The organism is Streptomyces sp. NPDC042371 (assembly GCF_056437465.1).
Genome location: NZ_JBWKAP010000001.1, coordinates 285,875 through 299,014, shown reverse-complemented (window position 1 = coordinate 299,014; position 13,140 = coordinate 285,875). Strand labels below are relative to the sequence as shown.

12 protein-coding genes are annotated in these 13,140 nt (G+C 70.0%); 5 read left to right on the top strand and 7 right to left on the bottom strand.

Annotated features, from left to right (window positions below; all coding sequences use genetic code 11):
• Window positions 1–35: 35 nt before the first annotated feature.
• From AC068B_RS01330 to AC068B_RS01320, 3 genes are read right to left on the bottom strand one after another with little or no spacing between them, the layout of a single operon-like run.
• Window positions 36–1,673, bottom strand: a complete 1,638-nt coding sequence (locus AC068B_RS01330; protein WP_478668204.1) for an extracellular solute-binding protein — start codon at window positions 1,671–1,673, stop codon at window positions 36–38.
• Window positions 1,674–1,722: 49 nt separating this feature from the next.
• The gene (locus AC068B_RS01325) at window positions 1,723–2,586 is read right to left on the bottom strand and encodes a carbohydrate ABC transporter permease (protein ID WP_478669203.1); all 864 of its coding nucleotides are present in this window, start codon (window positions 2,584–2,586) and stop codon (window positions 1,723–1,725) included.
• Between the two features lie 29 nt (window positions 2,587–2,615).
• Window positions 2,616–3,470, bottom strand: coding sequence for an ABC transporter permease (locus AC068B_RS01320; protein ID WP_150167088.1), 855 nt, complete (start codon window positions 3,468–3,470; stop codon window positions 2,616–2,618).
• Window positions 3,471–3,841: 371 nt separating this feature from the next.
• On the opposite strand from AC068B_RS01320, the gene AC068B_RS01315 reads away from it, so the two are divergent.
• The 3 genes from AC068B_RS01315 to AC068B_RS01305 all read left to right on the top strand — a co-directional run bounded on the left by AC068B_RS01315 (window position 3,842) and on the right by AC068B_RS01305 (window position 7,767).
• A complete protein-coding gene (locus AC068B_RS01315; protein ID WP_478669201.1) occupies window positions 3,842–4,813 on the top strand; it encodes a hydroxyacid dehydrogenase in 972 nt (323 codons plus the stop codon).
• A gap of 162 nt (window positions 4,814–4,975) precedes the next feature.
• On the top strand, window positions 4,976–6,634 hold the full coding sequence (locus tag AC068B_RS01310) for a PP2C family protein-serine/threonine phosphatase (protein ID WP_478668202.1): 1,659 nt from the start codon (window positions 4,976–4,978) through the stop codon (window positions 6,632–6,634).
• Window positions 6,635–6,657: 23 nt separating this feature from the next.
• Window positions 6,658–7,767 (top strand): cobalamin B12-binding domain-containing protein, encoded by a 1,110-nt coding sequence (locus AC068B_RS01305; protein WP_478668200.1) that lies wholly within the window; start codon window positions 6,658–6,660, stop codon window positions 7,765–7,767.
• 1 nt (window position 7,768) lies between these two features.
• Here the strand turns inward: AC068B_RS01305 and AC068B_RS01300 are convergent, their stop codons facing one another.
• On the bottom strand, window positions 7,769–8,389 hold the full coding sequence (locus AC068B_RS01300; RefSeq protein ID WP_478669200.1) for a DUF305 domain-containing protein: 621 nt from the start codon (window positions 8,387–8,389) through the stop codon (window positions 7,769–7,771).
• Between the two features lie 17 nt (window positions 8,390–8,406).
• Window positions 8,407–9,066 (bottom strand): DUF3105 domain-containing protein, encoded by a 660-nt coding sequence (locus AC068B_RS01295; RefSeq protein ID WP_478668199.1) that lies wholly within the window; start codon window positions 9,064–9,066, stop codon window positions 8,407–8,409.
• Window positions 9,067–9,222: 156 nt separating this feature from the next.
• On the opposite strand from AC068B_RS01295, the gene AC068B_RS01290 reads away from it, so the two are divergent.
• Window positions 9,223–9,669, top strand: coding sequence for an RrF2 family transcriptional regulator (locus tag AC068B_RS01290; protein WP_478668197.1), 447 nt, complete (start codon window positions 9,223–9,225; stop codon window positions 9,667–9,669).
• Between the two features lie 21 nt (window positions 9,670–9,690).
• Here AC068B_RS01290 and AC068B_RS01285 read toward each other — a convergent pair whose 3' ends face one another.
• Window positions 9,691–10,905: a globin domain-containing protein gene (locus AC068B_RS01285; RefSeq protein ID WP_478668196.1), complete on the bottom strand. Its 1,215-nt coding sequence runs from the start codon at window positions 10,903–10,905 to the stop codon at window positions 9,691–9,693.
• A gap of 346 nt (window positions 10,906–11,251) precedes the next feature.
• On the opposite strand from AC068B_RS01285, the gene AC068B_RS01280 reads away from it, so the two are divergent.
• Window positions 11,252–12,613 carry a glutamine synthetase family protein gene (locus AC068B_RS01280; RefSeq protein ID WP_055564891.1) on the top strand — a complete coding sequence of 454 codons (1,362 nt, stop codon included), beginning with the start codon at window positions 11,252–11,254 and terminating at the stop codon, window positions 12,611–12,613.
• 50 nt (window positions 12,614–12,663) lie between these two features.
• On the opposite strand, the gene AC068B_RS01275 is transcribed toward AC068B_RS01280, so the two are convergent.
• Complete coding sequence (locus AC068B_RS01275; RefSeq protein WP_478668194.1) at window positions 12,664–13,098, bottom strand: VOC family protein; 435 nt, start codon at window positions 13,096–13,098, stop codon at window positions 12,664–12,666.
• Between the last annotated feature and the right edge of the window lie 42 nt (window positions 13,099–13,140).

The window sequence follows — 13,140 nt, the reverse complement described above, 5'->3', positions numbered from 1 at the left end:
CGCCCCGGACCATCATCCCGTGCCCCGCTCCCGGGTCAGTGCGCGGCCTCGTACTCCTTGAGGAACTCCTCCGCGGCCCGCTTGCCGCCCTGGGACTGCCACTTCTGATGGATGCCGTCCCACTCGGAGAGCCCCTTGCGGCCGGAGACGATCGCCGTGACGCCGTCCTCGATGATCTGCTGCATCGTGGCGCCCTGCCGGTTGAACGTCTCCGACATCAGGCCCCAGTGGTCGTCGGGCACGAGGAGCGGGACGACCTTCTTCTCCCAGGCGTGCAGCCGCTCGGTGAGGTCGGGGAAGCCGGGGAAGTACAGCGGCTGCGGGGCGTCCATGAGGTAGGGAAAGGGCAGATTGGTCTTGGAGTCGATCAGGCCGGTCTCCGTGGCGACCGGGTCGCCGTCCTTGTTGTACTTGAAGTGGGTGCCCTCGACGCCGTAGTGCATCAGCTCGTACTCCTTCGAACCGAACGGCGACGCGAGCCAGTTGAGCACCCGCAGCATCAACTCGATGCGGCCCTTGGAGGCCTTCTTGATGACGGTGTAGCCGAAACAGCCGCGGTTCTGCTGGTAGACGGGCGTGACGCCGTCGACCTTGTACGGCTCGGCGACGTCGAGGGTGAACTCGTCCTTGATCCCCTGGGCGTTGGAGATGACGGCACCCCAGCCGTCGGTCATCGAGCGGACGGTCCCGTTGTAGAACTGGGTCTTCAGGTCGACCTGGGAGATCGAGGTGGCATCCGGGTTGTACGAACCCGCCTTGCGCATCTTCGCCATGTACTCAAGGGCCGCCTTGAACGCGTCGGTCCCGTACATGTCGGTGGCCTTGCCGCCCTTGATCTGCCACTGGTTGGGCGCGCCGTGCCACATCGCGTGGTACAGGTACCCGTAGAAGCCCACGGTGGAGGCGCCGAGCGCGGACTTCCTGCCCTGCGAGGCCTCCGCGGCCATCGCCTGGAAGTCGGGCGCGGACATGCCGGGACGGTACCCGGCCGCGTCGAACGCCTCGCGGTTGATGAACATCGCGCCCTGCACCTTGGCCCGCTCGATCGGCAGTCCGTAGATGCGCCCGGCGATGCGCCCCATGCCCTCCCAGGCGTACGTGGGGATGTTGGCGAGGTTGGGGTAGTCCTTGACGGCGGCACCGGATAGGTAGTCGCTGAGGTCGGCGCAGCGCGACTTCACGAACTGCGACTCCCTCGGGAGCACGTATCCGCCACCGAAGTTGATCATGTCGGGCAGGTCGTCGCCCGACATGAGCGTGGACATCTTGGCGCGGAAGTCCGCGTCGGGCACGACGGTGAACTCGACCTCGACGCCCAGCGCTTCGTTGACGGCCTGCCAGTACTTGTTCTGCCCGACCGGCTTCGGCGGGGTGCCGTAAGTGATCGTCATGACCTTGATCTTCTGCTTGCCGGTGCCGGGCTTCTCGGCCACCGCCCGGACCAGCTTCTCCGGGTACTTCGTGTACCCGGGCTGCACGCCCTCGGCGGTCGGCGCGAGGTCGGGGGTGGGGCCCTTCGCCGGGCTGTACTTCGGCCAGGGCACGATCTTCTTGCCCGCGTTGGAGACGTTGCCGCCGCCGCTCGAATCGGTCGAGCAGGCGGTGAGGACGGCCGGGGCGGCAAGGGCGGCGCCGCCGACGGCTATGGAGCGGAGCAGGGTGCGGCGCGACATCGAGGAACCGGACACGTGAAGGAGCCCTTCTGGACGACGAGTTGAGGTATCAGCTCTTGATGGCGCCGGTGAGCACGCCCTTGGTGAAGTACTTCTGGAGGAAGGGGTAGACGATCAGGATCGGCACGGTGGCGATCACCAGGACGGCCATCTGGGTCGTCTGCGGGGCGGAGACCATGCCCGCCTCGCTCAGGCCGGTGTCGGCGATCTGCGAGCCGCCGATGACGTACGTACGCAGCACCTGCGACAGCGGCCAGTGGCCGGACTCCATGTAGATGGAGGCATGGAACCAGGCGTTCCAGTAGCTCACCGCGTAGAACAGGGAGACCACGGCGAGCGCCGCCTTGGACAGCGGGAGCACGATCCGCCACAGGATCTGCCAGTCACCGGCGCCGTCGAGCCTGGCCGCCTCGTGCAACTCCTCGGGTATCCCCTGGAAGAAGCCGCGCAGCACGATCAGATTGAAGACGTTGATGAGGACGGGCGCGACGAGCGCGGCATACGTATCCATCATCCCCATGCCCTTGACCAGCAGGAACGCGGGGATCATGCCGGGCGGGAAGAGGAAGGTGAAGAGGATGAGCAGCAGCACGGGCTTGCCGCCGAAGACGCCGGGGCGGGCCAGGGCGTACGCGAGGAAGGTGGTGCACGCGAGGGAGAAGAGCGTGCCCACGACGGTGAGGCCGATGCTCACGCCGAGCGCCTTGGTGACGATGCCGCCTTCGAGGATGGTCCGGTAGGCGCGCAGCGTCGGATCGCTCGGCCACAGGACCCAGCCGCCGTTGTCGACGACCTCGCGGTTGGAGGCGAGCGAGGTCGAGACGATGACGAGGAACGGGATCAGCACGAGCCCGAGGACGACCGTCACCGCCACCGCCTTGGCGGCCTTCGTCGCGAACCGCGGCTTCTCCATCCAGGCGGGCCTGGTGACGTGACCGGTACTCACTTGTAGACCCCCTGCTCGCCGAGTCGGTGGGCGATCCGGTTGGCGGTGAAGACGAGCGCCGCGCCGACGACGCCCTTGAACAGGCCCGCGGCCGCGGCATAGCCGGTGTCGCCGCCGACGATGCCCTGCCAGAAGACGAAGGTGTCGAGCACCTCGCCGACCTCGGGCCCCACGGACTGCCGCTGCAGCAGCATCTGTTCGAAGCCGACGGAGAGGATGTCGCCGAGCCGCATGATCAGCAGCAGGATGACGATGGGCCGGATGCTGGGCAGCGTGACGTGCCAGAAGCGCCGCCAGGGCCCGGCCCCGTCGATCGCCGATGCCTCGTACAGCTGCTCGTCGACCTGCATCAGCGCGGCGAGGAAGATGATCGTCCCCCACCCGGCGTCCTTCCAGATCACCTCGATGACGACGAGCGGCTTGTACGCGTCCGGGTTGCCGATGATGTCGACGGTGTGCAGCCCGGAGTCGCTCAGGAAGGTGTTCAACAGGCCTGTGTCACTGAGCACTTGCTGGAAGAGCGCCACGACGACGACCCACGAGAGGAAGTGCGGCAGATAGATCACGGACTGGGTGAAACGGCGCAGCAGGTCCGAGGTCAGGCTGTGCAGGAGCAGAGCGAGGGCGAGCGGTGCCGGGAAGAAGAAGACGAGCTGCAGCACGGCGATGAACAGGGTGTTCCACGTCGCGTGCCAGAAGTCCGGATCACCGAACATCCGCGAGAAGTTCTCCGTGCCCACCCAGGGGCTGGCCCACAGGCCGTCGAACGGGACGTACTCCTTGAAGGCCACCGCGTTGGCGACGAAGGCGCCGTAGTGGAAGACCAGGAAGTACACGAGCCCCGGCACCATGAGCAGCACCAGGACACGCGTGCGCTGAAACCGTTTCCACAGTTCACCACGCCCTGATTTTCCACCACTTGTCCTGCTTCTGCGGCTGCCGGGCGGCTTCACCGCCTCGGTTTCCGCCCGTTCCTTCGTCACCGTCGGCACGGCAACCCCTCCGTCGTCGGAATAAGGTGCCCGGAATCTAAAGCGGTTACTTCGCCCGGTCAACCCCCCTCGCCCCGCGCTCTCTTGACCACGCTCCCGGATTGGTCCTAGCCTCCAGGCGCTGGTTGGTAACCGGTTACTACGAGGGACGGTCACGCGTGGCAGATCAGGCAGAGCGGGCGGATCGGCGAGAGCGGAGCGGTGGCGGCCCGCCGATCGCGGCCCTGGCCATGGGCGTCGAGGTCGCGGACCGCGTGTTCGCACCGGACCTGCGCGAACGGCTCGCCCGCAGCGTGGAGTTGGCGCCGCTGCTGCTGTCGGGACCGCTCACGGCGCCCGAGGCGCGAGCGGTCCTTGCCGAGACGGAAATCCTGGTCACGGGCTGGGAGTGCCCGCCCCTGACCCCGGAGATCCTGGCCTGCGCGCCCCGGCTGCGCGCGGTCGTCCACGCGGCGGGCTCCGTCAAGCCGATGGTCACCGACGCGGTCTGGGACCGGGGCGTCGTCGTCTCCTCGGCGGCGGACGCCAACGCGGACCCGGTGGTGGCCTTCACCCTGGCGGCGATCACGTTCGCGGCGAAGGGAGCGCTGTCCACCGCGGCCGGATACGCGGCCGGATGGCCCCCCTTCACCGGGCGCACCGGAGCGGACGCGCGCACGGTCGGCGTCGTCGGCGCGTCACGGATCGGACGGCGGGTGATCGCGGCGCTGCGGGCCTCGGACGCGGGCTGCCGGATCCTCCTCACGGACCCCTACGTGGCCCCCGCGGAGGCGGCCTCGCTGGGTGTGGAACTCGTGGAGCTGCCGGAACTCTGCGGACGCAGCAGCATCGTCACGATCCATGCGCCACAACTACCGGAAACACGCGGCCTCTTGAGCGCCGACATGCTGAAATTGATTCCTGACGGCGGGGTCGTCATCAACACGGCCCGCGGGTCACTGGTCGACACGGACGCGCTGGCACGGGAGTGCGGGGAGGGGCGTCTGGACGCGTTCCTCGACGTCACGGATCCCGAGCCGCTGCCGCCGGACCACGTGCTGCTCCGCCTGCGCAATGTGCTGGTGACCCCACACATCGCAGGGGCGCAGGGGAGCGAGGTGCGCAGGCTCGGGGAGTACGCGGTCGGGGAGGTCGAGCGCTACGTCTCCGGGGCACCGCTCCGGGGGCACCTCCTGCGCGAGGACCTGCCCCGTCTGGCCTGAGCGTCACACAGCGGCACTGCCGGGCGGATTATTCACCAGTCGGAAGGAAGATGTCCGAGGTACGGAGAATCACGGTCGGTAGTCATATGCCCTCGGTAACGTGGTCGCCACCTGCCTTCGAGTAGATGGGTGGTGCGGACCCGCGCCAGTGGGTTCCCTTCGATGGCTTCGTTGCCCGAGCAGACGAGCTCCCGTGGTGTAGGCACCGCCGCGCAGCACGGCGCCCCGTATGCGGCGCTGGGAGTGGACGCGGCGGGCACCGTGCTGTTCCACAACGAGCAGGCTGCCGTGCTGCTGGCGCAGCTCGGTGTCGGCGTCCCGTTGGGCGACGTCGCGCCCGCATGGCTGGTCGAGGCGCACCTGCGGCGTGTCGGCGCCGCGGGGGAGGAGTCACCGGCGTGGGCGGACGGCCGGATCGGCGGGCAGCCGGTGAAGGCGCTCGCCGGTCCGGGTGCGGACGGCGCGATGGTCTGGTGGCTCGTCGCCGATGGCGCCCCGGCCGGTGCCGCGAAGGAGTTGGCGCGCGAGCGGTCGAGAGCAGGTCTGCTGCAGGAGTTCTCCTCGGAGCTGCTCGCCTCGCTGAACGTCGAGCGCTGCATGGAAGTCGTCGGGCGGCAGGCGGCCCGGCACCTGGCGGACGCGGCCGTCGTCGTCGGGACGGGCGACCGAAGCGGCTTTCCCGTGACGCGCTGCGTCACCGACGGGCCGGTGGCGCAGGAGCGGATCGCCCTGGACCCGGAGCAACTGCCGGGCCTGGCCGAGGCGTTGCAGGGGCTTCCCGCGGTGTCATCCCGCTGGATCGACCCCCAGGAGATGCCGTCGTGGGTCATGCCCGAGGAGTTCTCGGGCGGCGCCACCACCATCGGTTCGGTCGTGGTGGTGCCGTTGCCGGGGCACGGCGCGCCCGCCGGGTGCCTCATCCTGCTGCGCGACTGCCGCGAGGCGAAGTTCACTCCCGCCGAGGAGTCCTTCGCCCGGCTCTTCGCCGCGCGTGCGGGCGCCGCCCTCTCCGTGGCCCGCAGCCACGCCTGCCAGGCGTACGGCACCGAAGTGCTGACGCGTGGCCTGCTGCCACCCGTACTCGGCCGGGTGCACGGCATCTGCTTCTCCGGCCGCTACCGGGCCTCGGCGCCCGGCGAGCGCATCGGCGGCGACTTCTACGACCTGCACCCCGCAGGCGCCCCCGGGGCCGAGACCGTCGCGGTGCTGGGCGACGTGTGCGGCAAGGGTCTCGAGGCCGCCGTCACGGCGGGCCGGATCCGCAACGCACTGCAGGCGCTGGTCCCGTTCGCCGCCGACCACACCCGCCTGCTGACCCTCCTCAACCGGGCGCAGCTGGCCTCGGACCAGACCCCCTTCGTGACGCTGGTCCTGGTCACCGCCGTACGCCAGGGCGCACAGGTGCGGCTGCGCCTGTCCAGCGCGGGCCATCCCGCCCCGCTCATCGTGCGCGCCGACGGCCGGGTGGAGGAGGCAGCCACCGGCGGCACGCTGATCGGCGCGTTCGCCGACGTCGAGTTCAGGACCGCCGAGGTCGTCCTGGAACCGGGCGAGACCTGCCTGCTGTACTCCGACGGGATCACCGAGGCGCGCGGGGGACCGCTGGGTGACGTGATGTTCGGCGAGGACAGGCTGCGCTCCGTGCTGGCCCAGTGCACCGGGATGCCCGTGGAAGCAGTCACCGAACGCGTGCAGATGATCAGCGCCCAGTGGGTGGGGCAGGGCCTGCACGACGACATGGCCGTGCTGGCGATCGGCGCGCCCCGCGACAGCCGTCCGACAACGATGGCGGAACCAACCCGAGAAAGGCAGAACGGGTGAACAGTGGCAAAGAGGATCTTTTCTTGGCCGAGCCGCGTGAGCAGTTGTGGCAGGCGCTCTGCGAGGGCGAAGAGGCCCGCGCGGTCGCCCTGGTGCGCCGCGCACTCGCCACGGCGGGGGCGGAGCAAGGGATTTCCGGCGGGGCTTGCGGCGGGACTTCCGCCGAGGCTTCGGCCCATGAACGTACGCGGGCCGCGGGCGAACGGGTCCTGCTCGACCTGATCGCACCGTCCCAGGAGCGGCTGGGCACCGCCTGGGCGGCCGACGACATCACGGTGGCGCAGGAGCACGCCGCCACGGTGATCAGCGAGCGGTGCGTCGCGGCCGTCGCCGACAGCACCGCGCCCGCTCTCGCCGGTCCGTGCCGGGGACGGGTCCTGGTGTCGTGCGTCGGCGGCGAGTGGCATGCCCTGCCCGCGCGGCTGGTCAGCGAAGTGCTGCGGCTGCGGGGCTGGCGGGTCGACCATCTCGGGGCGCAGGTCCCCACCGAGCACGTGGTCGCACACGTGCGCCGCACGCGTGCGCAGGCGGTGCTGCTCTCCTCGTCCATCCCGTCGCTGCTGCCCGGCGCCCACAACGCGATCAGCTCCTGCCAGGGCGCCGGTGTCCGGGTGATCGCCGGAGGCGCCGCCTTCGGTCCGCAGGGCCGCTACGCCCGGCTGATGCGCGCCGAATGGGCCGAGGACGCGCGCGGCGCGGCCGCCCTCCTCGCCCGGAATCCGGCACCGCCGGTCCAGGCGGCCCGCCCGCCCGACCTGGACCTGCCCCACCTGGCCGACCAGGAATACACCATGGTCTGCCGGACCAAACTCCAGTTGGTCAAGCAGGCCCTCGCCGACGTCGAGAAGGGCTTCCCCGAAATGCGCGGCTACAGCGAGTACCAGCGGGAGCGCACCGTCGAGGACATCGACCACATCGTCAGCTATCTGGCCACGGCCCTGTACGTGAACGACCCCGACCTGTTCACGAGGTTCATCGTGTGGACCGCGGGCATCCTGGCGGCCCGTGACGTACCGCCGCGGTGCCTGCTCCCCGCCCTGGACTCGCTGCTGAACCGGCTCAAGGACTTCCCCCGCGGGGCGGCCGTCCTGACCGCCGCCCGCCGCCTCCTCGAACCTCCACGGCCCGCCTGACCTACGGCTTCGCGCCCCGCGCCTTCAGCATCGTCGACATCAGCGCGATCTCCGACTCCTGCGACTCCACCATGCCCCGCGCCAGCCGCCGCTCCGCGGACACCTCGCACCGCTCCACGCAGCCCTGCGCCATGTGCACCCCGCCCCGGTGGTGCCGGGTCATCAGCTGCAGGTACAGCACCTCGGCCTTCTTGCCGTCGAGCTTCCCCAGCTTCTTCAGCTCCGCCCCCGTGGCCATCCCCGGCATCAGCGCGCCGTCCTCGCCCGGCGGCATGTCGCCCATGCCCATCCAGTCCATGGGCGACCCGTCCGGCACCTTCGGGAGCTCCCACAGGTCCAGCCAACCGAGCAGCATCCCGCGCTGGTTGGCCTGGGTCTGGGCGATGTCGTACGCGAGACGCCGTACGTCCTCGTCCTTGGTCCGATCCCGCACGATGTACGACATCTCCACCGCCTGCTGGTGGTGGACGGCCATGTCGCGGGCGAACCCCGCGTCGGCCGACGAACTCGCGGGCGAGCCGCCCGAGTCGGAGTCCGTGGAAGCCACCGCCGCCGTGATGCCGCCCCCGGCGACGACCGCCGCCACGGCACAGCCGACGATCCAGTTGGTGCGCCGCCTCATGCTGATCCCCACTCCACTCACTGTGCCAGCCCGTTGGTGCACGCAGCCCCGGGCTCCGGAGTCTGCTTGCCCTGGACGTACTTGGAGAAGAACTCCTTGACCTTCGGGTCGTCCGCGCCCTTGACCGTCCGCTGGTGTGCCCACGCGGTCAGCATCACGGGGTCCTTCTGGTCCTTCACCGGGCTCATCAACGAGTAAGGCGTGGCCTTGACCTTGGCTTCCAGCTTCTTCAGGTCCGCGGGCTTCGCCTTGTCGTTGTACGTGACCCAGACCGCGCCGTGCTCCAGGGAGTGCACGGCGTTCATCTCCGGCAGCTCCTTCTTGTAGACGTCGCCGTTGCAGTTCATCCACACCTGATTGTGGTCCCCGCCGACGGGTGGCGTCATGGGGTAGTTCACGGTCTTCGTGACGTGCGTACGGCCGAGTTTGCCCCAGACCTTCTCGCCGTCCGCCGAGACCTTGTACTTCGGCCAGCCCTTTCCGTCGCTCTTCGCGTCGGAGTCGTCGGAGGCCTTGTCGAAGAGGAAGAAGCCGCCCACGCCGAGCGCCGCGACGACGACCGCGCTGACCGTGATCGTCAGGGCCCGGCCCCGGCGGTCACGCGCGCGCTCGGCCCGGCGCATCTCCTCTATCCGGGCCTTGCGGGAAGCGTTGCTCGTGTTCTTGGCGGAACCCATGGTGTGTCCTTCTGCGGAAAGGGACGGACGGGACGACGAACGAGTCCGCTGATCGTAAGGGGAGGGAGGGCCCCTTCCACAGGGCGTCCTCGAATCGATCCGTGGCGGGACCAGAAGAATTTGAGCCACAGATGCGCATTACCTACGCTCGAAGGCATGCGGCTGATGCGATCCACCGACCTGGCACTGCGCACGCTCATGCGCCTGGCCGTGGTGGGCCGGGAGGCCTCGGCGCCCACGACGCGCGAGGTGGCCGCCGACATGGCGGTGCCCTACACCCATGAGGCGAAGGTCGTCGCCGAGCTCCAGAAGATGGGCCTGCTGGAGGCCCGCAGGGGCCGGGGCGGCGGGCTCGCGCTGACCGAGGCGGGACGCGGGGCTTCGGTCGGCGCGCTGGTGCGGGCCTTCGAGGGGACGGGGGACGTGGTGGACTGCGAGGGCGGCGCACCGTGTCCGCTGAACGCGGCATGCCGCCTGCGTGACGCCCTGCGCAGGGCGCAGGAGGCCTTCTACGCCTCGCTGGACCCGCTGACGGTGGCGGACATCGTCGCGAGCCCGACGGGCCCGCTGCTGCTGGGCATCACGACCCGCACCGACGACTGACCCGCCCCGCCCCCTGTCCCGCTATCCCTGCGCCAGCCAGAGGTCGGGGCCGAACACCTCGTAGTGGATGTCGGCGGCGGCGACCCCGCGCCCGATCAGCTGGGAACGTACCGCCCGCATGAAGGGCAGCGGCCCGCACAGGTACGCGCGCGTGCCCGCCGCGACCGCCGTCGGCAGGGCCGCGAGGTCGACGCGCCCGGTGAGCTCCGCGGGGTGGCCCGCGTCCGGCCGCTCGTAGAAGAAGTGCGCGGCGCCGTCCGGGAGTTTGCCGGTGTACGTCTCGTGGTCGGCGCGCAGCGCGTGCTCGGCGGGGGAGCGGTCGGCGTGCACGACGGTGACGGGCGCCCGGTGCCCCGACACGGCGAGCTGCTCCAGCATGGCGATCATCGGGGTCACGCCGATGCCCGCGGAGGCGAGCAGCAGCGGAACGTCCGCGTCCGTGTCGTCCAGGACGAGATCCCCGTACGGCGCGGAGACGCGGAGGACGTCGCCGTCGTGCACGCGCGCGTGCAGGTGGTTGGAGACCTCGCCCTCGGGCGTCCCCGCGGCGCCCCGCACCCGCTTCACACTGATCTGCCGCACCTCGGAGCCGGGCCCTCCGGAGAGGCTGTACTGCCGTATCTGCCACGCCCCGTCGTCGAGTCGGACCTGCACGGACACGTACTGCCCCGCCCGGAAGCCCGGCGCGGGCGCCCCGTCGACGGGGCGCAGGCGGAAGGTGGCGACGTCCTCGGTCTCCTCGACGCGCTCGACGACCTGCCACCCGCGCCACGTGTCCTCGCCCGCGGCGACGCCCTGCCCGGCGTAGAGGCGGGCCTCGATGGCGATGAGGGCGTTGGCCATCAGCCAGTAGACGTCGTCCCAGGCGGCCGCGACCTCGGGCGTGACCGCGTCGCCGAGCACCTCGCCGATGGCGGCGAACAGATGGCGGTGCACCGTCCCGTACTGGTCGGGGGCCACGCCGAGCGAGGCGTGCTTGTGCGCGATGCGGTTCAGCATCGCGTCGGGCCGCTCGTCGGGGTGCTCCACCAGGTGCGTCGCGAAGGCGGCGATGGAACCTGCCAGGGCCTGTCGCTGGGTGCCCGCCGCCTGGTTGCCGCGGTTGAAGAGGTCCCTGAGCAGCTCGGGGTGGGCGGTGAAGAGCCGGTCGTAGAAGCGCTCGGTGATCTCGCCGATCGCCGCTCCGACGACGGGAAGCGTGGCGCGGACGGTCGCGGCTGACTGTGGTGACAGCAACGTGGGCTCCTCAGTGCCTGGAGACGATGAGCAGGGCTCGGTAAGGGAGGGTTGCGCCCCGCTTGTCTGTTTCGGCACTCAAATTAGCATCTCAGATGCAAGTTATAGCGGCCGGGGTCCGGTGCGGGGCGGGCGACGGTCGGGTGGGGAGCCGGGGCCCGCCGCCGTTACGGCCGGACGGTGCAGCAGGCACTATGGGCACAGAGCGGCAAGAGAAACGGCTCGCACGCCGCGGCACGGGGCCCGCAACGCGCACGAAACCAAGGAGTGGGATGCTCGTGTGCCCGGTGTGTCCCGGGGCTCGGGTGCAGGTGGCCTGACCAGCAAGGATGGGTGGAAGCGGAAGATGAACAAGCAGCAGGAATTCGTGCTCCGTACGTTGGAGGAGCGCGACATCCGGTTCGTGCGCCTGTGGTTCACGGACGTCCTCGGCTTCCTGAAGTCGGTGGCCGTGGCCCCGGCCGAGCTGGAGCAGGCCTTCGACGAGGGCATCGGCTTCGACGGCTCGGCCATCGAGGGCTTCGCCCGGGTGTACGAGTCGGACATGATCGCCAAGCCGGACCCCTCCACCTTCCAGGTGCTGCCCTGGCGCGCGGAGGCCCCCGGCACGGCCCGCATGTTCTGCGACATCCTGATGCCGGACGGCTCCCCGTCCTTCGCGGACCCGCGCTACGTACTGAAGCGCGCCCTCGCCAAGACCTCAGACCTGGGCTTCACCTTCTACACCCACCCCGAGATCGAGTTCTTCCTGCTGAAGGACAAGCCGCTGGACGGCTCGCGGCCCACCCCCGCCGACAACTCCGGCTACTTCGACCACACCCCGCAGAACGTGGGCATGGACTTCCGCCGCCAGGCCATCACGATGCTGGAGTCCATGGGCATCTCGGTGGAGTTCAGCCACCACGAGGGCGCCCCCGGCCAGCAGGAGATCGACCTCCGCTACGCCGACGCGCTCTCCACGGCCGACAACATCATGACCTTCCGCCTGGTCATGAAGCAGGTCGCCCTGGAGCAGGGGGTGCAGGCCACCTTCATGCCGAAGCCGTTCTCCGAGCACCCCGGCTCGGGCATGCACACCCACCTCTCCCTCTTCGAGGGCGACCGCAACGCGTTCTACGAGTCGGGCGCCGAGTACCAGCTCTCCAAGGTCGGCCGCTCCTTCATCGCGGGCCTGCTGCGGCACGCCGCGGAGATCTCCGCGGTCACCAACCAGTGGGTGAACTCCTACAAGCGCATCTGGGGCGGCTCCGAGCGCACCGCGGGCGCGGGCGGCGAGGCCCCCTCGTACATCTGCTGGGGCCACAACAACCGCTCGGCCCTGATCCGCGTCCCGATGTACAAGCCCGGCAAGACGGGCTCCGCACGCGTCGAGGTCCGCTCGATCGACTCGGGCGCCAACCCCTACCTGACGTACGCGGTGCTGCTCGCCGCCGGACTCAAGGGCATCGAGGAGGGGTACGAGCTCCCGCCGGGCGCCGACGACGACGTGTGGGCGCTGCGCGACGCCGAGCGACGCGCGCTGGGCATCGAGCCGCTCCCGCAGAACCTGGGCGAGGCCATCGCGCTCATGGAGAAGTCCGAACTGGTCGCCGAGACCCTCGGCGAGCACGTCTACGACTTCTTCCTCAGGAACAAGAAGCAGGAGTGGGAGGAGTACAGGTCGGAAGTCACGGCCTTCGAGCTCCGGAAGAACCTGCCGGTGCTGTAGCGGCGCCGTCCGGTGAAGGCCCGGTCCCGTGCGGGACCGGGCCCTATGCGTCAGCCCTGCGGCACGATCGCCTCGCGCAGCGGCGTCGTCGCCCGCACCCGGTACTCCTGGATCGCCCAGCCGTTGCCGTCCGGGTCCGTGAAGTACATGAACGTGCCGCCGTCCTGCGGCGCGTGCTGCACCGGTTCGGAGACGTCCAGGCCACGCGCTACCAGCTCGGCGTGTGCGGCCTTGGCGTCGGCGACGCACAGCTGGAGGCCCTGGTAGGAGCCGGGGGCCGGGGTCGGCCCGTCCATCGTCTCCCAGAGCGTGTCGGCCAGCGCGATGGAACAGCCCGAACCCGGCGGGGTCAGCTGCACGATGCGCATCCCCGGCATCACCTCCGTGTCGATGTCGACGTGGAAGCCCAGCTTGTCGCTGTAGAACTCCTTCGCCCGGTCGATGTCACTGACCGGCAGCGGGATCACTTCGAGTGTGTATTCCATGGTCCGCAGTACACCAGGGAGTTGAGTCCCTGTCAGCGGCCG